The organism is Sinimarinibacterium arenosum, from assembly GCF_005047655.1.
Classification (GTDB): Bacteria; Pseudomonadota; Gammaproteobacteria; order Nevskiales; family Nevskiaceae; genus Solimonas.
In genome coordinates, this window is record NZ_SUKF01000003.1 from 226,671 (window position 1) to 249,342 (window position 22,672).

Annotated in this window: 18 protein-coding genes and 1 tRNA gene; 13 read left to right on the forward strand and 6 right to left on the reverse strand. The window is 62.3% G+C overall.

Going from position 1 to position 22,672, the window contains the following annotated elements:
• Positions 1-2 precede the first annotated feature (2 nt).
• On the forward strand, positions 3-185 hold the full coding sequence (locus tag E4T66_RS07385) for a PLD nuclease N-terminal domain-containing protein (RefSeq protein WP_136848681.1): 183 nt from the start codon (positions 3-5) through the stop codon (positions 183-185).
• Between the two features lie 83 nt (positions 186-268).
• Here E4T66_RS07385 and E4T66_RS07390 read toward each other — a convergent pair whose 3' ends face one another.
• The gene (locus E4T66_RS07390; RefSeq protein ID WP_136848273.1) at positions 269-1,261 is read right to left on the reverse strand and encodes a ketopantoate reductase family protein; all 993 of its coding nucleotides are present in this window, start codon (positions 1,259-1,261) and stop codon (positions 269-271) included.
• Between the two features lie 170 nt (positions 1,262-1,431).
• Between E4T66_RS07390 and E4T66_RS07395 the strand changes: the two genes are divergently transcribed.
• From E4T66_RS07395 to greB, 5 genes are all read left to right on the forward strand, one after another.
• A complete protein-coding gene (locus E4T66_RS07395; protein ID WP_169577533.1) occupies positions 1,432-4,677 on the forward strand; it encodes an ATP-binding protein in 3,246 nt (1,081 codons plus the stop codon).
• A 35-nt stretch (positions 4,678-4,712) separates the two neighbouring features.
• Complete coding sequence (locus tag E4T66_RS07400; RefSeq protein WP_169577534.1) at positions 4,713-5,504, forward strand: outer membrane lipoprotein-sorting protein; 792 nt, start codon at positions 4,713-4,715, stop codon at positions 5,502-5,504.
• 25 nt (positions 5,505-5,529) lie between these two features.
• A complete protein-coding gene (locus E4T66_RS07405) occupies positions 5,530-8,247 on the forward strand; it encodes an MMPL family transporter (RefSeq protein ID WP_136848276.1) in 2,718 nt (905 codons plus the stop codon).
• A gap of 105 nt (positions 8,248-8,352) precedes the next feature.
• Positions 8,353-9,204, forward strand: coding sequence for an SDR family oxidoreductase (locus tag E4T66_RS07410; RefSeq protein ID WP_136848278.1), 852 nt, complete (start codon positions 8,353-8,355; stop codon positions 9,202-9,204).
• A 10-nt stretch (positions 9,205-9,214) separates the two neighbouring features.
• Positions 9,215-9,709: a transcription elongation factor GreB gene (gene greB, locus E4T66_RS07415; protein WP_136848682.1), complete on the forward strand. Its 495-nt coding sequence runs from the start codon at positions 9,215-9,217 to the stop codon at positions 9,707-9,709.
• On the opposite strand, the gene E4T66_RS07420 is transcribed toward greB, so the two are convergent.
• Positions 9,703-10,380 (reverse strand): TetR/AcrR family transcriptional regulator, encoded by a 678-nt coding sequence (locus tag E4T66_RS07420; RefSeq protein WP_136848279.1) that lies wholly within the window; start codon positions 10,378-10,380, stop codon positions 9,703-9,705. The genes greB and E4T66_RS07420 overlap by 7 nt on opposite strands.
• An 84-nt stretch (positions 10,381-10,464) precedes the next feature.
• Between E4T66_RS07420 and E4T66_RS07425 the strand changes: the two genes are divergently transcribed.
• Entirely contained in the window at positions 10,465-12,084 is a 1,620-nt protein-coding gene (locus tag E4T66_RS07425; protein ID WP_136848281.1) for an amidohydrolase, read from the forward strand.
• A gap of 130 nt (positions 12,085-12,214) precedes the next feature.
• Here E4T66_RS07425 and E4T66_RS07430 read toward each other — a convergent pair.
• A tRNA-Pro gene (locus E4T66_RS07430) sits at positions 12,215-12,291 on the reverse strand.
• A gap of 8 nt (positions 12,292-12,299) precedes the next feature.
• The gene (locus E4T66_RS07435; RefSeq protein WP_136848283.1) at positions 12,300-13,268 is read right to left on the reverse strand and encodes a polyprenyl synthetase family protein; all 969 of its coding nucleotides are present in this window, start codon (positions 13,266-13,268) and stop codon (positions 12,300-12,302) included.
• Positions 13,269-13,470: 202 nt separating this feature from the next.
• Between E4T66_RS07435 and rplU the strand changes: the two genes are divergently transcribed.
• The 4 genes from rplU to proB all read left to right on the forward strand — a co-directional run bounded on the left by rplU (position 13,471) and on the right by proB (position 16,528).
• The gene (gene rplU / locus E4T66_RS07440; RefSeq protein ID WP_136848285.1) at positions 13,471-13,785 is read left to right on the forward strand and encodes a 50S ribosomal protein L21; all 315 of its coding nucleotides are present in this window, start codon (positions 13,471-13,473) and stop codon (positions 13,783-13,785) included.
• Between the two features lie 22 nt (positions 13,786-13,807).
• A complete protein-coding gene (gene rpmA, locus E4T66_RS07445; protein ID WP_136848287.1) occupies positions 13,808-14,065 on the forward strand; it encodes a 50S ribosomal protein L27 in 258 nt (85 codons plus the stop codon).
• A gap of 90 nt (positions 14,066-14,155) precedes the next feature.
• Entirely contained in the window at positions 14,156-15,358 is a 1,203-nt protein-coding gene (gene cgtA / locus E4T66_RS07450) for an Obg family GTPase CgtA (protein WP_136848289.1), read from the forward strand.
• A gap of 39 nt (positions 15,359-15,397) precedes the next feature.
• Positions 15,398-16,528 (forward strand): glutamate 5-kinase, encoded by a 1,131-nt coding sequence (gene proB / locus E4T66_RS07455; RefSeq protein WP_136848291.1) that lies wholly within the window; start codon positions 15,398-15,400, stop codon positions 16,526-16,528.
• Between the two features lie 106 nt (positions 16,529-16,634).
• On the opposite strand, the gene E4T66_RS07460 is transcribed toward proB, so the two are convergent.
• Positions 16,635-19,445: a TonB-dependent receptor plug domain-containing protein gene (locus E4T66_RS07460; protein ID WP_136848292.1), complete on the reverse strand. Its 2,811-nt coding sequence runs from the start codon at positions 19,443-19,445 to the stop codon at positions 16,635-16,637.
• Positions 19,446-19,703: 258 nt separating this feature from the next.
• Entirely contained in the window at positions 19,704-19,967 is a 264-nt protein-coding gene (rpsT, locus tag E4T66_RS07465; RefSeq protein WP_136848294.1) for a 30S ribosomal protein S20, read from the reverse strand.
• Between the two features lie 176 nt (positions 19,968-20,143).
• Between rpsT and murJ the strand changes: the two genes are divergently transcribed.
• Together murJ and ribF are read left to right on the forward strand one after the other, a co-directional pair.
• Complete coding sequence (gene murJ / locus E4T66_RS07470) at positions 20,144-21,700, forward strand: murein biosynthesis integral membrane protein MurJ (protein ID WP_136848296.1); 1,557 nt, start codon at positions 20,144-20,146, stop codon at positions 21,698-21,700.
• The gene (ribF, locus tag E4T66_RS07475; RefSeq protein WP_136848298.1) at positions 21,697-22,668 is read left to right on the forward strand and encodes a bifunctional riboflavin kinase/FAD synthetase; all 972 of its coding nucleotides are present in this window, start codon (positions 21,697-21,699) and stop codon (positions 22,666-22,668) included. The genes murJ and ribF overlap by 4 nt, the downstream gene beginning before the upstream one ends.
• The last annotated feature ends 4 nt before the right edge of the window (positions 22,669-22,672 follow it).

Genomic DNA, 22,672 nt, shown 5'->3' on the forward strand with positions numbered 1-22,672 from the left:
ATATGAATTTTTCGGGCATGGGCCTGTGGGGATTTCTGGTCCTGGTCGCCGATATCTGGGCGATCGTCAGCACCGTGCAGAGCTCGGCTACGACCGGCAAAAAAGTGCTCTGGATTTTGCTGATCGCGTTTCTGCCGGTGCTGGGTTTCGTGCTGTGGCTTTTTCTGGGGCCACGCGGGCGCTGACGCTGCGCCAGGGCTTGATCCTTGCTGAATTGCCCCGTCCGGCGGGGCAATTCAGCATTGGTATAGGCGACACCGCTTTGGCGCTAGACGCCCAGGCGTCCGCGCAGTTCCGCCGGGGTCAGATAGGGCGGCTGCGTCATCCCTTCCAGTTTTCTCACCAGGCTGACCAGCTCGGCGTTCACCGGAGTCGGCTTGCCATGCTCCAGGCCCAGGCGGACGATCTCGCCATTGAGCTGGTCGATTTCGGTGGTACGCCCGGCGTCGACGTCGGCAACCATCGAGGGATACGAGCCATCGCGCAGGCCGTTGCGCCAGCGCGCAAACCACCAGGGCAGCCGGGTGCGGCCCGCGATCAGACTCCGATACCAGCGGTAGGGTATCGGTGACGGCAACTGGTAGGTGATGCCGGCGTGTTCGAGCAGGCCGACGGCTTCGTCCAGCACGGCGGTGTAGATTGCGCGCAGATCCTGCTGTGTCAGCAGATCCTTGAACGTGGTGTGGGTCAGCGCGCCGATCGCGTTTGCCAGATTGATCAGCAGCTTGCCCCAGGCGGCCGCTTCGCCGGTCGTTCGGGTGACGTCCATGCCGCTGCCGACGAAGGCCCCGCACAGGCGCCCGGTTTCGCAATCGACCAGGATCTGTGGCCGCGTGGTGATGCGCGCATGCAGGGGTTCCAGCATCTGCCCGTTGAACATGACCGTCAGCGCGACGACGCGTGCTTGCGGCAGACGCTCGTGAATGCGACGCAGCGCGCCGACGCCGTTGAGCGTGCAGACAATGGCGCAGCGCTGCGGAATCGGTGGAAGTGCGTCAAGCACGGTATCCAGGTCGCGAAATTTGACGCACAGGAACAGGAAGTCAACGTCGTCCAGTGACAGCGACTGCGTCAGGATCGGCTTGGGTGCGACGATCGGCGGATGCCCGGCTCCCGCGTGCTCGACGCGCAGGTTCTGGACTGTCTGCAGAGTGGTCACATCCTTGTCGCGTACATAGAGCTTGACCGGCTCCCGTCGCACACTCATCAGATAGGTGGACAGGATCGTTCCCACGGCGCCAGCGCCGACGACCAGAATCATCTGCAATTTCTCCCCGGGCCAGATGGCCCGCCCTTGCTCGCGAGGCCTCAAGCATAGCGCGGTATGTCGGAAGTATCCCCGTGCCGTCAGTCCTCGGGGAACGGATGCGTCGGGTTGCGCCGCGTGCTTCAATAGCTGCCTGCCAGCGCACGAGGAGAGTGACGGAGGCGATGTCGACCGATTCGATCGAATGTCCGGCCTGCGCGCAGCGCAATCCCCAGGAAGCACGCTTCTGCAATCAGTGCGGCGCCCGGCTGCAGGCGCCTGCGGAAGGCGGCTATACGCCGCGTCATCTGGAGCAAACGATCCATCGCCCGGCGGCGGTGCAGGGTGAGCGCAAGCGCGTGACGGTGCTGTTCGCAGACATCAAGGGTTCGACGCGCCTCGCCGAGCAGGCCGGTGCGGAGTTGTGGCATCACATCCTGGACCGTTTCTTCGCGATCCTGGGCGCGGCGGTGCACCGCTACCAGGGCACGGTTAACCAGTACACCGGCGACGGCATCATGGCTCTGTTCGGCGCGCCGCAGGCGCTTGAAGACCATGCCGCGCATGCAGCGTTCGCCGCGCTCGACATGCAGCGTGAAGTGCGGCGCTATGCCGACGAGCTGCGTCTTCAGCACGGCATCAATCTTTCCCTGCGTGTTGGCTTGAACAGCGGTGATGTCGTTGTCGGCCGGATCGGTGACGATCTGCGCAGCGACTACACCGCGCAGGGGCCGACCGTGCATATGGCGGCGCGGATGGAGCAGATCTGTGAGCCGGGTCGGATTTATGTCAGCACCCATACTGCCGGGTTGCTGGAAGGATCGTTTCGCCTGCGCAGCCTCGGCGCGACGCAGATCGCCGGTTTCGATGCGCCGGTCGCAGTCAGCGAACTGGAGGGGGTGGCCAATGGTCTGCGCACGCGGCTGGATCGCAGCTTGGCGCGATCCGGGGCGCCGCTGATCGGGCGTGAGCCGGAGATGCAGCAGCTGATGTCTGCGTTCGAGCGTGTGCGTCAGGGTGAGGGGCAGGTCGTGGCGGTGATCGGCAATGCCGGCATTGGCAAATCCAGGCTGTGTCGTGAATTTGTCGTCGCCTGCGAGCGCGAGGGCGTCGCGGTCCATCGAACCACTGGCGTGCCGTATGCCAGTCGCTTGCCGCTGCTGCCGATCCGGCACCTGCTGCGCAGCAAGCTGGGCGTGCCGGATGATGCGACGCCCGAAGATACACGGCGCTGGGTTGCTGGCGCACTGCTGCTGGAAGATCCGGCGAATGCCGCGGTTCTGCCGCATGTATTCGAATTTCTTGGCGTGCGCGAACAATTCGAGCAACAGCCGGAAACCCTGAACAGCGCGCGCGATCAGATGCTGGAACAACTGGCGGACTACCTGCCATGCAGTGGCGAACCGACCATCCTGCTGGTCGAGGATCTGCACTTTCTCGATGCGGGCAGTGAAGCGTTCCTGGCGCACCTGTGTCGCAGCGTTGCGAGAAAGAATTGCCTGCTGCTGCTGAATTTCCGTCCCGACTACGCGTCGGAGTGGTTGCAGCCTCTGGTGCATGAATCGATTCCGCTGACGGCGCTGAATGCGCAACATCTGTTGCAGCTGGCGCGGACGCTGTTGGGCGATGATCCCAGCATTGCCGAGGTGGCCGAGGTGGTTGCGCAACGTGCCGGCGGCAATCCCTATTTCGTCGAAGAGGCGGTGCTGGCGCTGGTCGACGGGGGCTGGCTGCAAGGCCAGTCGCGGGCGTGGAAGCTGGTTCGCGCAGTCGATGAGTGGCCGATGCCCGATAGTGTGCAGGCGCTGCTGGCTGCACGAATCGACCGCCTGCCGGACGCGGCGCGCAGTCTGCTGCAGGCGGCCGCAGTGATTGGCCAGCAGTTTGATCAGGATCTGCTGCAGACGCTTGCGGGTGTCGATGCGGACCATGTCGCGGCACAGCTGGGGCTGCTTGAAGAGCTGGGATTTGTGCACACGCTCGACGACGGCTTCGCGTTCTGTCATCCGCTGGTGCAGGAGGTGGCGTACCTGGGGCAGCTGGAAAGTCGGCGCCGTGCGGTGCATGCCCAGCTTGCCGAATTGCTGGAGCAACGCCATGGCCAGGACGACACCGCCAGCGAACTTTCGGTGCGGATCGCCGAGCATTGGCAGCGCGCCGGGGAATGGGTACGTGCCGGAAGCTGGAACCTGAAAGGCTTTCGCTGGGCGATGGTGCGGGATGCGGACCTGGCTCTGGATCAGTGCCGACGCGCGGTGATTCATTTTGACCGTGCTGCGGACAGTCCTGAAGTGGCGCGCGGCCGGGTTCTTGCCCGCGCCGCACTAATCCGGATGGCGCAGTTCGCCCAGATTCCGGCCGAAGAAATCGAACGCGCATGGCGCGACGCGCGAGCAATGGCGGAGGATGATTTGGCGGCTCAGGTCGAGCTGCAGATTTCCTACGGCAATGAACTGCTGCATCGCGGCCAGGTCGACGCCGCCGCACGCGTTCATCAGGAGGCTGCGCAGCGATGTCTAGACACCGGACAGGCTGCGCTGCTGAATCGGTTTCGCTTGGCGGTGCTGCTGTCCAGCAATGCGGCCGGGCAGGTGCGTAGCGGACTGGAGATTCTTGATCGCGCCGGGGGCGACTGGCGCCGCCGGCCGATCGATGAAGAAAATCATGCCTCGCGTGGCTTCTACGGACTGATGCTGACCTGGCAGGGACGGCTGGATTTGGCGCGAGCCGAGCTGGACGGGGCCTTGGCATTCGCGGAAGCGCAGCAACAGCCGGTCAGCTGGATGTATGCCAATCGCGTGGATTTTGGCTTGATCAGCGGCGATCTGAGCGGGATCGAGCAGTCGGCCTATCGCAGTCTGGAATATGCCCAGCAGCATGGCAGTCCGTTCTTCCGTTCGGTCGCATTGCGCGCGGTGGCGCTGGCGCATCTGCTGCACGGCAGGGCGCAGCCGGCGATCGATGCCTTGATGGAAGCACGGCCGATGGTAGTTGCCGGCGCTCCCGCACACCAATTTGAGTCCAATCATCTGTCGACGCACGCGCTGGCGTTGTTGGTTGCGCAGCGCGACGGTGAGGCAGAAGACATGGCGCTGCAGGCACGTGACAGTGCATTGCGCTCCGGTTCGCGCGTCTGGGAGATCATCGCACTGGTGGCGTGGCTGCGCCTGGAGCCGACTCCTCAGCGGCGGCAGCGGATCGCGGAAACCATGCAGCGCATGCAGTGGCTGGTTGACGATACCGGGGCGGAGGGATTCCGGCCCTGGCTGGAATTGGCTCGAGGCCATTGGACCACCGATCCCGCCGAGCGCGCCGCCGCGCATCTGCGCGCGCAGCGCGCGTTCGAGGCAATTGGAGCGCGTGCATATGCACGCCGTATCGCCGACAAGCGCAGCGCCGAGCCTGAGGGCATGGGACAATCACTGCAGTGAATCGTGCCGGCGGGACCGGCCTTTGGGGGAAGATGATGCGCATAAAACGAATCAGGACTGCCGTGGGCGCGCTGGCCTGTGCGCTGGCGGCGTGGTCGTCCACAGTCATGGCGGACGAGGCGCTCGACAGTGTCATCGGTTGCATGCGCGCGAACATACCGAACACCGTGCAGATCAAGGAGGTCGAATTGATCTCCACTGACCGCGTGGGTGCCACGCGCACGCTGCGGGGCCGTTTGTACGGCACGCGCGAGGATGACCGCCTGCGCGCGATGATGAAGATCGGGTCGCCCGCCGATCTTGCCGGCGCGGCCTATCTGATGCGTGAGAAGGCGGAGGGCGACGAGATGTACGTGTATGTCCCGGCGCTGCAGAAAGTTCGCCGCATCACCGGAGCCGGTGTTGATGGTGCATTGTGGGGGACGGACATTTCCTATGGCGACGTGCGCCAGCTCAACAATGCATTCACCTCCGGTCGCAGTGTCCTCGAAGGCGGCGGCGAACTCGGCGGGCGCAAGGTGCATCATCTGGCCGTGACGCCGGACCCGGCGGAAGCCTCCCGTTTCTCGATGGTCAAGGTCTGGGTTGATCAGCAGAGCTGTGTCAGCCTGCGCGCCGACTTCATGGAGGGTGGTTTGGTCGGCAAGCGGCTGGAGATCGATCCGGCCTCGCTGCGGCAGTCCGGTACCCACTGGTACGCGGGTGAAGCCTTGATGACTGACCTGAAAGAAGGCACGCAGACGCGCCTGAAAGTGTTGGGTCTGTCCAGCGACGTCAATCTGTCGGGGCGTTATTTCAATCCCAGCACGTTCTACCTGGGAAGCTGAGCGGCAGCGCGTCCGCAGGAATTCGATGCAGCGACTGATTCTCTGGCTGTCGTCTCATCCGCTGGTTGTCATCGCGGCGACCTTGCTGTTGTCGTTTGCAGCGGCGCTGTGCCTGATCGATCCGCGTGACGCGAGCCTGCGTCTCAAGGTCGATCCGTCGCTGGAGCGGCTGCTGCCGACGCAGGACGACGATCGAGCCCTGTTCGACCGGGTCCGCGCGCAGTTCGGTGAGACCGACCCGGTACTGCTCGCAGTCGGCTTTGACAATGTCTACACGCCGGACAGCATCGAAAAGATCGATGCGCTGACGCGCAAGCTCGGCGAGATTGAGGGCGTGCGTCAGGTGATGTCGATCGCCAACGTTGCCAATCCGGTTGCCGATGATTTCGGTATCGACCTCAGCACCTTTGCCACGCAGGCACGCGTTCACCCCGAACGGGTCAAGGACTTTCCTGCGCAGGTCAACGACAATCCGATCTATCGCAATGCGCTGGTTTCGGCAGACGGCAAGGTTGCGGCATTTGCGTTGTCGCTCAACGGCGTCGATGAAAACCGTTTCCGGCGCGAGCATTACACGGACCGAATCCGCTCGCTGGCGGGTGAGGTCACAGGCTCTGACACCGTGTGGATCACCGGAAGTCCGGTGATCATGGCCGAGACCACCAACGCGATTCTGCGGGCGCAGAAATTCACCATTCCTGCGATCTTCGGCTTGGTGGTATTGCTGTTGTACATCGGCTTTCGCAGCGTGCGTGCCGTGCTGTTGTCGACCTTGACCATTGGCCTGGCGCTGTTGTGGACGATGGCATCGGCCGTGCTGATGGATCTGCCGCTGAATCTGGTGACGGCACTGGTGCCGCCATTGGTGACAACCCTGTGTCTGTCGTACGCAGTGCATCTGCTGGCGGAATTCTACGAGCGGCACCATCAGGATGGCGGCGCCTTGCGGCTAGAGCGTGTGTTCCGCCGAATGGGCGTCAGCCTGCTGTTATCCGGGGGCACCACGATTGCCGGCTTCATGGCGCTGGTGCCGGGCTCGCTGCCCGCGGTCGCGCAGTTCGCCGGTCTGTCGGCACTGGGTGTCGCGTTCTCAGTTCTGCTGACCCTGGTGTTTCTGCCGGCCATTCTGACCTACGCCGGACCGAAGCGGCCGCTCAGGATTCTGGGCGATGCGATGATGGCGCGAAAGGCGCGCAAGCTGGCCTTGTTTGATCTGAAGTGGCGGAACTGGATCATCACCTTTGCGGTATTGTTGATTCCGATTGATCTGTATTTCGCCAGCAACATTCGCGTCGGCACCGAATACATCAAGAGCTTCGGTCCGGATGCCACGGTCCGCCGCGACTACGAAGCGATCAACCGGGTCTTCGATGGCGCCAATCCGGTGGCTGTGGTGATCGAGACCTATGTCAACGATGCTTTGACCGATCCGGCGCTGATTCGCGAGATCGAAGGCCTGCAGAAATGGTTGCAGGCGCAGCCTGAAGTCGGCGCTGTGGTGTCCTATGTCGACCATCTGAAGTTGATCAATCGCAATCTGAATGACGGTGATCCTGCCTACTATCGAGTGCCGACCGACGCTACCGCGGTGAAGCAGTTGCTGGTTTTTGGTGGCAGCGACGAAATCCGGCGACTGATCGATTCCCGCTTTCGCACGTCCATGATCGCAGTACGGATCAAGGTGGACAGCTCGATACAGATTGCGGATTTCGTGCAGCGCACCGAGGCGCGCCTGCGCGAGATGCCGCCGCCGCTGAACGGCCGCGTGACCGGAAGTCCGGTCCTGGCAACGCGCACCGTCAATGAAATCGCTTCGGGGCAGCTGACGTCGCTGCTGGTGGCTTTTGGTGCGATCTGGGCAATGCTCGCGCTGATGTTCACTTCGGCCCGATCGGCATTGCTGGCGATGCTGCCGAACATTCTCCCGGTCGGTGTCTACTTCGGCACCCTGGGCTTGCTTGATATCTCGCTCAATCCTACGACCAGTCTGATTGCCTGCGTGGTGCTCGGCATTGCGGTGGATGACACGATTCATTTTCTTGCGCGCCTGAATACCGATGCGCGCGCCAAGGGCAATGAGAAAGCGGCGGTCAAGAGCGCACTGTCGGCAGTGCTGCGACCAGTGACGTTCACGATGATCGCGCTGTGTCTGGGATTTCTGATTTTCACCGGCAGCGAGTTGCAGAACCAGGTGCAGTTCGGTGCGTTGGCGGCGTTCACGATCTTTGTCGCTTGGTTGGCCGACATCACGTTGACGCCCGCTTTGGGATCGAAGCTGCGCATTGTCACCTTGTGGGACATCCTGCGCCTGGATCTGGGCCAGTCGCCGCAGCATACGATTCCGCTGTTGTCGGGCCTGAGTCTGCGCCAGGCGCGAGTGTTCGCGCTGATGTCCAAGCTGGAGCACCACAAAGTCGGCGAGCGCATCATTCAGCATGGCGACTATGCGCGCGACATCTATGTGGTGATCGACGGCGTGCTGCAGGTCTGGGTTGACCGCGGCGGCGAACGCAAAACCTTGTCCACGCTGCAGCGCGGCGCTGTGATGGGGGAAACCGGATATTTCGGACAGCGCCGCACCGCCAATGTCGACGCGCAAACGCCGGTGCGTCTGCTGCGTTTCGATTCCCAGGATCTCGAGCGATTGCGTCAGCGCTATCCGCGCATTGCCGCGGTGATCTATCGCAATCTGAATCGGATTCAGGCTGAACGGCTGGCGCGTGCGACAGCAATGCTGCAGTAGTCAAGCTACCCGGGCGTGTAGCGTCTCTGTGGCCCGGGTCGGCCATAATTCAGGCGGCCGACGTCCTGTGCGACGAGGAGAGCAATTCATGAACAAGGAAATCCAATGAGTCTGAAGAACAAGACGCTGTTCATCACCGGTGGATCGCGTGGTATTGGTGAGGCGATCGCCCTGCGTGCTGCGCGCGATGGCGCCAACGTGGTCATTGCGGCCAAGACGGGCGAGCCGCACGCGAAATTGCCCGGGACGATTTATTCGGTCGCCGAGGCGATTGAACAGGCTGGCGGCAAGGCGCTGCCCCTGCTGTGCGATATCCGCGATGAAGTACAGGTGAAGTCTGCCGTTGAAAAGACGGTGGAAACCTTCGGTGGGATCGACATCCTGGTCAACAATGCCAGCGCGATCGGCCTGACTGGAACTTTACAGACGGACATGAAGCGCTACGATCTGATGAACGGGATCAATGCGCGCGGCACTTTCATGACCGGCAAGTACTGCATTCCGCATCTGAAGAAGGCAGTCAATCCGCACATCCTGACCTTGTCGCCACCGCTGGACTTTCAGGCCAAGTGGTTTGCGCCCCATGTTGCCTATTCAATCGCCAAGTACGGCATGAGCCTGTGCACTCTGGCCTGGGCGCAGGAGTTCCGTAAGGAGGGCATTGCTGCGAATTCGCTGTGGCCGCGCACGACCATTGCCACCGCTGCGATTACCCTGGTCGGTGGCGACGCGGTGACCCGGATTTCGCGTACGCCGGCGATCATGGCCGATGCCGCGCACGCAATCCTGTGCAAGTCCTCGCGCGAGTTCACCGGCCAGTTCTGCATTGATGAGTATGTGCTCAAGGATGCCGGCATCAACGATTTCTCCGGCTATGCTGCAGTGCCGGGCACGCCCGATAGCGCCATCGCGCCGGACTTGTTCCTGCCGGATGGCCTTCCGCCAATCGGCGGCTGAGCACGCGCAGGTGTCGCGCTGGCGCCCGCCACGGCCAAAGTCTTCGCCGCACATCACTGCGGAGGGACATGCGCGGCTGAAGGCCGAGTTCGAGCAGTTGTGGCGCCAGCGCCGGCCGGAGGTGGTGCGGGCTCTGTCGGCCGCTGCCGCCGAGGGCGATCGCAGTGAAAACGCCGAGTATCAATACCGCAAGAAGGAACTGCGCGAGATCGATGCGCGTCTGAAGTACCTGACCACGCGTCTGCAGGAGGTCAAGGTGGTCGATGTGGTGCCGCGAGATGACGGGCGCGTCTACTTCGGGGCCCGCGTCGAGTTGGCGAACGTGGATGATCAGCGCACTCACTATCGCATTGTCGGCGCAGACGAAGCCGACAGTGCGCGGGGTGCGATCAGCGTTGATGCTCCGCTCGCGCGCGCGTTGCTGGGAAAATCGGTGGGTGATGTGGTGACGGTGGACCTGCCCGGCGGTCCGGCAGAATTTGAAGTGCTGGAAGTCGGTTATTGAGCCCTATTTCGGCGCCTTTTTTGTTCTGAGGCTTTGGGCTCAGCAGCTGCGGCACTGCATATCGCGTCAATGATCCACTTCAGGCGGCTTCCGCAGGACTTGACGTTGCCGCCGGCCAGAAATTGCAGAATCAGGCCGTCCATGGCTGCGATGCACGCGGCCGCGATCTGTTCGAGCTGCGCGCGCGGACGGTGCGGTTCGATGTGCGCGAAAGTGTGAAGCAGGATGTCGACGTATCCGTCGTACTGTTTTCGTGCCAGATCCGGGCTGTTGGGGGATGTCAGGGCATACAACGTCAGCTCGTACTGGGCCTTGTGCAATGCCGGATTGATCTGCACGTGTTTCCAGTAGGCCGCCGAGGCGCGGCGAATGGCCTTCTCAAGTGTGACGGCGCTACGTGCACCTTTCTCAATGATCGTTCGTGCCTCGCCATGCATCGCATCGAGTACTGCGAGCAAAAGCTCCTCTTTGCTTGCGAAGGTGTAGTGCAGCATGGCCTGATTCATTCCGGCTTCGAGGGCGACGGAGCGCGTTGAAGTCGCCGGCAGGCCGTCGCGTGCAATCACGCAGATTGCTGCCTGGATCAGTCGCGAATGCCGCTCTGCGGCGCTGATCGGGGTCCAGCGCTTGCGCTCGCTGTGTCGTTTTCCGTCTATGTCCTTGGTATCCATTTCTGCAGTACCATCGGGTCTATTTAGTCAATCGACTAATTAAGTTTTCTCTGACTTCAATCATAGCCGTATGGAGTCCTTCCGATGCTTCTGGAAAATGCAACCGTCTGGTCGGGTCCGACCGCACAGCCCACAGTCGCTTCTCTGGGAGTGCAGGCGGGGGTCGTAGCGTCCTGCGGCGCGACTCGACCAAATGACGCGGCAGGCGGTCCGCGTCGCGATCTTTCCGGCCACCATATCGTTCCCGGCTTCGTCGACGCGCACTCGCATTTGACGGTGAGCGCGTGGATTCCGGAGTGGCTGGATGGATCCGAGTGGACCAATGCGGATCAGGCACTTGCCGCCTTGCGAGATCTGTCTCGAGTGCGTCCGCACGCACCGTGGCTAATTGCCATGCAGGTTGACTTCGATCTGTGGGCAGGCGGCCTGCCAGCCCGGTCGCATCTTGACGATGCCGTGTCCGGTCGGCCGGCCATCATCATGGATGGTTCGTTGCACCGCTGCTGGATCTCGTCGGCAGCCGCCGAAGTCTGCGGAATATCGACCTTGTCTCCCGGCGTAGCGGGTGACATTGAGCGCCGCCGTGGCCGGCCGACGGGGATGCTCTGGGAAGCGGTCAGCGCGATGGCGTTCCAGCGCGCACTGGCGGAGTCGGCGGAGCACCTTGGAGAGGCGGGTTACGACGCCTTGCTGCAGGCCGAGGCGCAGCGGCATCTGTCAGTCGGGATCACCGCCTGTCACGATCCGCTGGTGCCGCCGTCGTTGCAGGACGCGATGCAACGCCTGCGTCGGGCGACGCCACTGCGCCTGTCGTGGTCGAGGGTGTCCGAGGCGAGTCTGTTACAAGCGCCGGAATCCGGTGAGGTCTGTCCCGATTGCGGTGAGGGTCCGGCCAGCGCCAAGCTGTTCATGGACGGAGCGCACCGATGCGCATTGTGTCTTGATCCTGCGCACGTGATGGCGATGGCTGCAGGCGCGATGACGCAGCTGTTCGGGGGCAACACACGGCCGATGCGCGATCTGTTGCGATATCGCACGGTCTATCGGGATCGTCGCTTCTACGTGCCGTATCTGAGAATGAGCGTCGATGCATTGACGCAGCGGTTGGACATGCTTTCAGGTCAGGCTGTTCGACCGAGAATTCACGCCCTGGGTAACCACGCGGTCGCCTGCAGTTGCGCCGCGCTGCGACGGCTCGGTATCCGCGATGCCACACTGGAACACTTGGTGGTGGTGGGTGATAGCGATATGGATGCTGTTGCCGCAAGCGGTGCGCTGGCTTCTCTGCAACCCGGCTTTATCGATCACTATGGCGCTGCGCTGATCGAGCGTCGGACGATGCCGGCGCTGCATGTGCTCCCTGCGGCTTCTTTGCTGCGACGCGGGGTTCCGCTTGCACTGTCATCAGACAATCCGTGCGGTCCACTGAATCCGCTGCACAATCTGCGAGTGGCAGTGGAACGGCGGCTGCCGGATGGTCGAACCGTTGATGCGGACGAAGCCATATCGATCGAGGACGCCGTGGCCGCCTATAGCATTGGCGGCCATCAAGCCGTGCATGGACAGCCGTCGGTTGGATTAACGGTTGGCGCGCCAGCTGACTTTGCGGTGCTGAATGGCCATCCGATGAATCCGCAAACCCGTGTCGTCGAAACCTGGATTGCCGGAACGCGGGTGTGGCCTCTGACGATGGAAGCGAATTGAGCGCCCTGCATTGAGTGTTCAGGTATGCGGACGCAGTGCTTCGCTGGCCGCCCAGCGCTGGGGCCTAGCGAGCAGATCACATAGTGAAGTCGCCAAGGGGGCGGAAATGCCCTTGAGCGGATGACCGAATTGGTCGGGGTGATAGGATTCGAACCTACGGCCTCTTGCTCCCGAAGCAAGCGCTCTACCAAGCTGAGCTACACCCCGTACGTCGGTCAGGCGGCGCGATGCAAGTTGTATTGCGCCAGCTGAACCAGTGCATTTTTATATCGCGAATCGGGAATTTCGCTTAATGACTGGACCGCTTCGCGGCCATGCCGCTCAGCGAGGGCGCGAGTGTACGGAATTGCCCCGGTGGATTCAACAGCTGCGAGCACTTCGTCGAGACGATCGACCTGGCCGCTGCGAATGGCTTCGCGAATGATCTCGGCGCGTGCGGGATCGGCTTCGCGCATGGCCTGGATCAAAGGCAGGGTCGGCTTGCCTTCCGCCAGATCGGTGCCGACGTTCTTGCCGCTGACCGCGGGGTCTGCGAGGTAGTCGAGCAGGTCGTCGACGAGCTGGAACGACAGACCGAGATGGTGGCCGTAAGCAGCCATGGCAGACTGCACGGACTCCGGTTGATCGGCGGCGATAGCGCCGAGACGGCATCCACCTTCAAACAGGCGGGCAGTTTTCAGTTCGATGACCTGCATGTAGCGCGCTTCGTCGACATCCGGGTCGCCGCAGTTGAGCAATTGCAGGACTTCACCTTCGGCGATCGCGTTGGTGGTGTCTGACATCACGCGCATGACTTCCATGCGTCCGCTGTCGACCATCATCTGGAAACTGCGCGAGTACACGAAGTCGCCGGACAGCACCGCGCCGGCGTTGCCCCAGACCGCGTTGGCAGTCTTGCGTCCGCGGCGCAGGCCGGATTCATCCACGACGTCGTCGTGCAAGAGCGTTGCGGTGTGAATGAATTCAATCGTCGCGGCGTGCAGGATGGCTTCATCGCCGCTACACCCGAGCGCTCGGGCACTGAGCAGGACCAGTGCCGGGCGCATGCGTTTGCCGCCAGCATTGACGATGTATTCGCCGATTTCGCGAATGAGAACGACCTGGGACTGGAGCCGGGCGCGAATTGTGGCGTCGACCTGCCGCATGTCGTCGGCGATCGGGGCGAGAATGTCTTGTAGATTCATAGGATCGCGGCGATGCTAGGGACGCGGTGAGGTCGCGTCAATCCGGCATCCGGCACGTCATAGTAGAATGTCGCCGCGCAGCGTCGCTGTCGCGCGCGGCGGTTGTGAATATTTGTTGACGTTTACAGGGTCCGCCCCTACAATTGCGGGCTCTTTGCGGCCGGACCCCCGGTCGGTTACAAAAAATCATTTGGAGTCAACGATGTACGCCGTGATCAAGACGGGTGGCAAGCAGTACAAAGTCGCCCCGGGCGAAACGCTCAAGATCGAGAGCCTGGATGCCGAAGTCGGCAATACCGTGGCCTTCGAAGAGGTGCTGATGGTATCCAACGGCGATCAGTTGACGGTCGGCGCTCCGATGGTTGCTGGCGGCGTTGTCAAGGCTGAAGTGCTTTCGCACGGCCGCGGCGACAAGATCCGCATCGTCAAGCATCGTCGTCGCAAGCACTATCACAAGGAACAGGGCCATCGGCAGAACTTCACGGAAGTGAAGATCACCGATATCGTCGGCGCCTGATTCAGATTCCGGAGTTTACGAAATGGCACATAAGAAGGCAGGCGGCAGTACTCGTAACGGCCGCGATTCCGAAAGCAAACGCCTGGGCGTGAAGAAGTTTGGCGGCGAAGCGGTTATCGCCGGCAACATCATCGTGCGCCAGCGCGGAACCCAGTTTCATGCAGGCAGCAATGTCGGCCTCGGCCGCGATCACACGCTGTTTGCGCTGTCGCCGGGTCGTGTGCAGTTTGCGCGACGCGGTCCGGACAACAAGTCCTTCGTGGACGTGATTCCGGCCTGACGCCCACACAGCGAATGAAAAAGCCCCGGACTCCGGGGCTTTTTTGTGCGCTATCTTTGGCCGTGTTGTCCACCTGAACTGAGAGCTGCCGTGAAATTCGTCGATGAAGCGAAAATACTTGTCGAAGGCGGCAAGGGCGGCAATGGCTGTGTCAGTTTTCTGCGGCTCAAATTCATTCCGTTCGGGGGGCCGGACGGCGGCGATGGCGGCGAGGGTGGAAGCATCTGGGCGGTGGCCGAGCCCAATCTGAACACGCTTGCTGATTTTCGCTATACCCGCAAATTCCGCGCGGAGTCCGGGCAAAGTGGTCAGGGTTCAAATCTGACGGGCTCTGCCGGCAAGGATCTTGAAATTCGGGTGCCCCTGGGTACGCGCATTTTCGATGCCGGAACCGAAGAGTTGATCGGTGAACTGATGCGTCCCGGTCAGCGCGTCAAGGTCGCTCAGGGCGGCTATCGCGGTCTGGGCAATCCGCACTTCAAATCGTCAGTCAACCGTACGCCTTACAAGGCGACTAAGGGTGCGGATGGTGAAGTGCGCGAGCTGCGGCTCGAGCTTTCCCTGATGGCCGATGTCGGTCTGTTGGGCTTGCCCAATGCCGGTAAATCGACCTTGCTGTCAGCGGTGTCCGCAGCGCGGCCGAAGATCGCTGACTATCCGTTCACGACCTTGTACCCGCAGCCGGGCGTTGTGTCCTGTGGTGCCGCGCGCTCGTTTACGATGGTGGATATCCCGGGGCTGATTGAGGGGGCCGCAGAAGGCGCTGGACTCGGCGTGCGTTTTCTGAAGCATTTGCAGCGCACGCGGTTGCTGCTGCATCTGGTCGATGTGTTGCCGCCGGACGGTGGTGACATCGTCGAGCACATCCGCACCATCAATGGCGAGCTCAAGGCGTTCAGCGAGGGGGCTTCAGGCGCTGGTCTGGAGCAGAAGGAGCAGTGGCTGGTCTTCAACAAGACTGATCTGATGCCACCCGATGAAGCTGATGCGCTGATTCGTTCAGTGCTCAAACGTCTGAAGTGGAAAGCCCCGTGGTTCGCGATATCGGCGGCCACCCATGCTGGGTGCGACCAATTGTGCGAGGCGGCAATGGCCTGGGTCGAGACCCACGTGCCACAGATCGAAACGATCAGCCGTGACGAGGCGGAAGAGGCGAAGCCGGCGCCGAAGAAGCGCGCAGCGCGCCCCCGGCGCGACCCCAATGCCGTGGTGCCGAATAAGGATCTCGGACGACCGGTATCGACCAGCACGCGAAAGCGCCGCTCGCCGCCGCCCAAGCGGCCACTGGATTGAAACAGCGGAATTATTGAAGTTCAGCAGACGGAATTCGATATGACGGCGAGTCGTGCCAGACTGAATGGGACGCGACGTTGGGTGATCAAGGTCGGCAGTTCCCTGGTGACCGCAAAGGGCGCGGGTCTCGATCATGCGGCGATTGCCGATTGGTGCGCGCAGATCGCGGGCTTGCGGCGCGCCGGTCTGCAGGTGGTCCTCGTTTCCTCCGGTGCAGTTGCCGAGGGAATGGCGCGGTTAGGTTTACGCAAGCGCCCGGCGATACTTCACGAGCTGCAGGCGGCGGCGGCTGTCGGGCAGATGGGGTTGGTTCGTGCGTACGAGTCCGCGTTCGATACGCACAGCCTCCGTGCGGCGCAGGTACTACTGACCCACGAGGACGTGGCTGATCGCGATCGTTATCTCAATGCCCAGGGCACGCTGAACTCACTGCTCGACTTCGGTGTGGTTCCCGTCGTCAACGAGAACGATACCGTCTCCACCGACGAGATCAGGCTGGGTGACAACGACACCCTCGGAGCGCTGACCGTCAATCTGATTCAGGCTGATGTGCTGGTGCTGCTGACCGACCAGGATGGTCTGTTCGATGCCGATCCGAGGATCAATGCGGATGCCAAGCTGGTCAGCGAGGCGGAGTTGACCGACGCCCGCCTGAGCGCCATGGCCGGCGACAGCAAGGGTGAGTATGGTCGCGGCGGGATGCGTACGAAACTGGCGGCAGCGCACACGGCTGCGCGCTCCGGTGCTTCGACCTTGATCGCGCACGGTCGTCTGCCAGACGTGTTGTTGCGTCTGCATGCTGGGGAGGCGTTGGGCACTTTGCTGAAGCCAGCGCAAAGCGTCATGGCGGCGCGCAAGCGCTGGATCGCCGGGCAGCTGCAGGTGCGTGGAAAGCTGGTCCTCGACGACGGTGCAGTGCGTGTGCTGCGGGAGCAGGGACGAAGTCTGCTGCCGGTGGGTGTGCGCTCCGTAGAAGGGGCTTTCCAGTGTGGCGAGTTGGTGTCCTGTGTGGATCTGCAGGGTCGTGAGATCGCGCGCGGACTGTGCCGCTACGATGCTGATGATGCCCGACGTATCGCCGGTGCGCGGACTGAAGAGATTGCCCAGCGCCTCGGTGGACCGGGCGAACCTGAGATGATCCATCGCGACAATCTGGTGCTGGTGGGCTGAGTGCCGCGCCGCCTTGCGGTGAAATCGCAGCGCGCTGGCTGATGCCGGCGCGCAAAAGAAAAGGGGCCGCGAAGGCCCCTTTCTTTTGACATCAATGCGCTGATGATCAGAAGCGCTGAATCACACGCACGTACGGCATACGGCCCTGCGGCTCGTACAGTGTCTGATCGTAGTATGGGCTGGTCAGATTGAAGTTGGTCGACACGCCGCGATCGAAGACGTCACGGATGCCGAGGACCAGTGACCCATTCCACGGGTTGTCCCACTTGACCTGGACGTCATGAATCGCGTTCGACGCAACGTGACCAGAGCGCTGCAGTGCCAACGGGTTCGGATCGCCCGGATCGGTTGCCGCTGCGGTCGACGGGATGTAGCTGGTGTTCCAGGTCGCGGTGAAGGCGTCGACCGTCCACGGCAGGGTCAAGGAGACGCGGTATTCCGGTACGCCGGGGTCGCCAACCTGATCCCGTGCCGGCAGGACGCCATCATCTTCGGTGTATCCGAGCACATAGCTGACGGCCAGCGACGGACGGATCGAGCCCCAGTTGCCGAAATCAAAGCGCGAATTCAGCGTCAGGTCGATGCCGTCGGTCTGAATTTCGGAGATGTTGTCGGTGGTGGTTTCGACGAAGTCGATCGCGCCCGAATCACGGCGGTTGACCGCCGTGCCGTCAGGTAGGGTCTGGCCCAACAGCTCACGGAAAATGAGGCTCTGCACCGAATAGGTGGTCAACGAGTCCTTGATCGTGATGTTGTAGTAATCCAGCGTAAGGTCGAGCCACTCAAGCGGCTGCATGGCAATGCCGAAGCCGAACTGTGTCGAGGTTTCCGGGTTCAGATCCGGGTTGGCCTTGATGAAAGTGTCGTACTGCGATTCGGCGCATTGCGAATCGGCGACGCCGGCAGCGCGGCAGGTCACCAGATCGCGCGCGCTTTCGGCGCTGAACGCATCCTTGGCATTGAGTTCACTGAGCAGCGGAGCGCGGAATCCCTTGCCGACCGAGCCCCGCACCGTCAGGTTGTCCATTGCCTGCCAGCGCGCCGAGACCTTGGGGCTGAAGGCGCCGCCAGCTGCGTCGGAGTAGTGATCGTAGCGGGCCGCGACGTCGACTTCGACCTGGGCCGGCAACGGCACCACGACTTCGCCAAACATCGCATAGGCATTGCGATCGCCGCTGGACGAGTTGCCTGACGAGCCGCCAACGGTGCCGGCTTCCGACTGCGAGTCGTAGTTGTCAAAGAAGCGTTCCTGGCGGTACTCGCCGCCCCATGCGCTGTCGATGACGCCGCTGGAAGTGTCGAACAGAGGCACATGAACCGTGGCAAACAGCTCGCGGTACTCGGTCAGGCCATCCCGGGTGGTGGTGACGACCATCGAGTTCAGCGTGTCCTGATCGCCCGGGTTCGCCAGATCGAACGGGTTGTAGCTGCCGTCGGCCGCGGCGGAGGCCGCTACCGAGCGCAGCAGGTAGCCGCTGCCCAGCTCGGTGAAGGTGAAGCGGCTGATGCGCGCGCCGCCCTCAATGTCCCAGTCCCCGAAGTTGTAGCGCACCACGGGCAGGATGCTGAGCACGCCGGAACGATTGTTGTTGTCGCGGGTGCCCAGCGGCAGGAAACGATGGGCGACATAAACGTCTTCGCCATACGGGTTGGTGGGAGCGTCGCCCGGAACGAACAGCAAGTCCGGTGCCGGCGCGAAGCGGCCGAAACTCTCCGACTGTGCGTACGTTGCGGTGATCTCGAAGGACAGGTTGTAGTCAATGTCGTAGGCATACTTGACGAACACCGAGCTTGTGGTCAGCTCGGTGGTGTCGGCAGCGAACTGTGTGAAGTCGAAGCCGCACATGTCGCCGCCCTGAATGCCCGTGAAATTGCCGACATCGTCGACAAGGCGGTAGTACCCCAGCGATTCCTGGCAGCCCGCATCAGCGACCGCACGCGTTTCGCTGAAATCGCTGTTGAAGATGGTGTTGCCGAATCCGCTGATGCCTGCGGTTTCGGAGAAATTGTAGGTTCCGTCGGGATTCTGTGCGCCGAACTGGCTGCGGGAATAGTCGCGATCGCGCAGGAAGATCGGCTGTTTGTTGGTGTACGCAGCGCCAAACAGCATGCGGCTGTCGCCAGTCGACAGGCCCGCCACGATCGAGGCGTCTTCCTCGTCGCCGCCCGGATTGACCGGGCTGCCGAGGCCGGCGGAAATTTCGACGCCGTTGAAGTCCTTGCGCAGGATGACATTGATCACACCGCCAATGGCGTCCGAGCCATAGACCGCCGATGCGCCGTCAGACAGGACTTCGATGCGCTCAACTGCCGCGAGCGGGATCGTATTGAGGTCAACACCCGAGCCTTGCAGTGACGGCGAGGTCGCGATGCGGCGTCCGTCGACCAGCACCAATGTGCGGTTTGAGCCCAGACCGCGCAGTGACGCGACGCTCTGGCCCTGGCCGCTGCTGCCGGATATCGAGGTGTAGGAGCCAAAGCTGTTGAAGGTCGAGGAGCGCAGCGCGTCGGCGACCGAAATCTTGCCGCTGGACTGAATGGCGTCACGGCTGATAACGGTGACGGGCAGGGCGCCTTCCATCGCGGCACGGCTCAGGCGTGAGCCTGTCACTTCGATGGAATCAAGTTCAGCAGCGTCTTCGCGCAGCGGTTCCACTGGAACGGAATCGGCGACGACCGGAGCGTCTTCGTACTGAGACTCGGGGAACAGGGGTTCCGCGGGTGGGAGGTCAGCTGGCAGCGGTGCGTCCGCGGAAACGTCGACCGGAGCGCCCTCTGCGTCGATCGCAACCGGTGCCGGCAGTTCTGGATCAATGTCCTGCGCCCAGGCTGGCGCCGCAAAGCAGGTGATGATCGTTGCCGCGATCGCTGTCAGGCGCAGCGAACCCGACGGCGGGTTATGCCGTGAAGAATGCATCGTGTTACTCCCGTATCCCGTGTGAACTTGCCTGCCGCGACGCACGCATCCGGCAGCTTATGTGCGGTCACTGTTCCGGTCGCCGTCCCCACGGCTGCTGGACCGGAAATTTCTGACAACGCGGATCGAATGGTACCGACCCCGTCTGAAATCAGATAGAGGAATTTTACGGAGGTGAAATTGCCCTAACGGGAATCTGCGGGCACGAAAAAGGCGGGCCGAAGCCCGCCTTTTTGCAACTGCGGCACAGGCTTTAAATCAGCCCAGTGCCTTGATCGCTGCCGTCAGGCGTGCCTTATGACGCGCAGCCTTGTTCTTGTGGATCATGCCCTTGGTCGCGTAGCGATCAATCACCGGGACCATTGCGGTATACGCCGCCTGGGCGACCGCCTTATCCTGGCTTTCGATGGCCTTGACGACCTTCTTGATCGTGGTACGGACCATGGAGCGCTGAGCCACATTGCGGGCACGACGCACTTCTGATTGACGGGCGCGCTTTTTCGCGCTGGCAATATTGGCCAAGGTGCTGCTCCTGCGAAACCGGGCTGGACGCCGGCTAAAGAAAAAAAGGGCGCGAAGTATGTCCGTGCTCCGGGTCGTTGTCAATTGAGGGTTCTCAGCCAGGCGTTTTACGGAAGCAGCTGAAAAGGCACGTGTTTACCGGCACCAGTTGACCGGCACCAGTTAAACTGCGCGTCATGTCCCGTTCCCTGCTCAAATCCACCGGTCTAGTCGGACTGATGACGCTGTTGTCCCGCGTTCTGGGTCTGGTGCGCGAGATCATGCTGGCCAGCAAGTTCGGCGCCGGCGGCGGCATGGATGCGTTTCTGGTGGCGCTGATGATCCCGAACTTCGGGCGGCGCATGTTTGCCGAGGGCGCTTTCTCGCAGGCCTTCGTGCCGGTTTTCACTGAGGTCAAGACGACCGGCAGCCATGACGATGCGCGGGACATGGTCGCGGTGGTCGCAGGCACGCTCGGTGGCGTGCTGTCGGTAATCACGGTTCTGGGCTGCATGGCTGCGCCGCTGCTGGTTTGGGCATTCGCATCGGGGTTCGCGGTCGATCCTGACAAGGCGGCGCTCAGCGCACAGCTGCTGCGCTGGACCTTTCCGTATCTGATGTTCATCTCACTGACGTCAATGGCCGGAGGTGTCCTCAACGCCTATGGTCACTTCGGCGTGCCGGCGTTCACTCCTGTGATCCTGAATGTGTGCCTGATCGCGTCGGCATTCATCGATTCAGGCTCGGTGCAGGCGCTGGCGTGGGCGGTATTCGCTGCGGGCATCCTGCAATTCCTGTTTCAGTGGCCCTCACTGCTGCGCCTGCGGCTGCTGCCGCGGCCGCGCTGGGGCTGGCGCGATCCCCGGGTGCGACGCATCGTCAGCTTGATGGTGCCGGTCCTGATCGGATCATCGGTTGCACAGATCAGCTTGCTGCTGAACACCAACCTGTCGACGCATCTGGGTGACGGTCCGGTCAGCTGGCTGTACTACGCGAACCGTTTGATGGAATTCCCGTTGGGAATCTTCAGCATTGCGATTGGAACGGCGATCCTGCCGACTTTGTCGGCCCAGCACGCCTTGCGCTCAACCGAAGATTTCTCTGCAACGCTGGACTGGAGCCTGCGCCTGATGCTGGTGATCGGACTTCCAGCGGCTGTCGGCATGGTGGTCCTGGCCGGTCCGTTGGTGGCGACGGTGTACGGGTACGGCCGCTTCCAAGCCAGCGACATCACGATGACTGCCTATGCGCTGTGGGCCTATGGCGTTGGCTTCATCGGCTTTTCATTGATCAAGGTGCTGACCCCAGGTTTCTATGCCCGGCAGAACACTCGGCAGCCGGTGCGCTACGCGATGATCGGCCTGGCCGTTGGCATGACAGTCAGCGTCATTCTGTTTGTCCTTGCGCGACACTACGACGTCGCATTTGGACACGTGGGTCTGGCGGCATCGACGTCGATCACGGCCTGGGTCAATGCAATGCTGCTGCTGCGTCGCCTGCGCCGCGATGCGGTCTACTTGCCGGGAATTGCGTGGCGCCGCTTTGGCTTGCAGTTACTGGCGGCAAATCTGGTGCTGGCGCTGGTCGCATTCAGTTTTGCCGGCGCCCCGCAGTGGTGGAGCGAGGCCTCTGCTGCAATGCGTGCGTTGCGGTCTGCGGCATTGATCGGAGCGGGCATCTTCGTTTATTTCGGCACGCTCGCAATGACTGGCGTACGGCCGCGACATTTCCGGCGGCAAGTGGTGGCCCAATGAAACTGATTCGCGGCCTGCAGAACCTTCAGCGTGCCGGAATCGATTCCGCGTCCGGATGCGTGCTGACCATCGGCAATTTTGACGGCGTCCATCGCGGGCATCAGGCGCTGCTGACGCGAGCTGTCGAACTCGCAGAGCGCTACGGCGTTCCGGCCACGGTGCTCAGCTTCGAGCCAACACCGCGCGAGTACTTCAGCGGTGAGCGCGCGCCGGCGCGGGTCAGCAACCTGTGCACCAAACTGCTCGACCTGGGCAGTTTTGGTATCGGACAGGTAGTGCTGCATCGGTTCGGCAGTGCATTTGCGCAGCTTGAGGCGACCGTATTCGTGCGCGATGTTCTGGCGAGTCAGCTGGGAGTGCGCGCCATCGTGATTGGCGACGACTTCCGGTTCGGTGCCCGTCGTGCCGGTGATCTGGAGATGCTTCGAAGAGAAGGTGCGCGGCTGGGATTTGAGGTCGACGGGATTGCCAGTGTCTGCGCCGAGGGTTTGCGTTGCAGTTCGACTGCACTCAGGGATGCCCTGGCGGTGCCGGATCTTACGCATTGTGAGGCGTTGCTGGGGCGTCCGTACCGGCTCGTGGGGCGAGTTCGCGGGGGCCTGCGACTGGGGCGCACCTTGGGCATGCCCACTGCCAACGTCAACTTGCGACGGCAGCCGGCGCTACGCCTGGGGGTCTATGCCGTCGAGGCGAGGGCGTTGAATAGTGATGGCACTGGCGGCGAATTTCTGCCCGGCGTGGCCAATCTTGGCGTGCGCCCGACCTTGGGGCTGACCCGCTGTCTGCTGGAGACCCATCTGATCGATCACAGCGAAGACCTGTACGGCCGGCTGCTGGAAGTACGGTTTCGGCAGTTTCTGCGCCCCGAACAACGGTTTGATGATCTCTCGGCGCTGTCGGCGCAGATGCAGCGCGACAAGAGCGACGCCGCCGCCTTTTTTGCCAGCAAAAGCACCGGACCCGCATAATTCG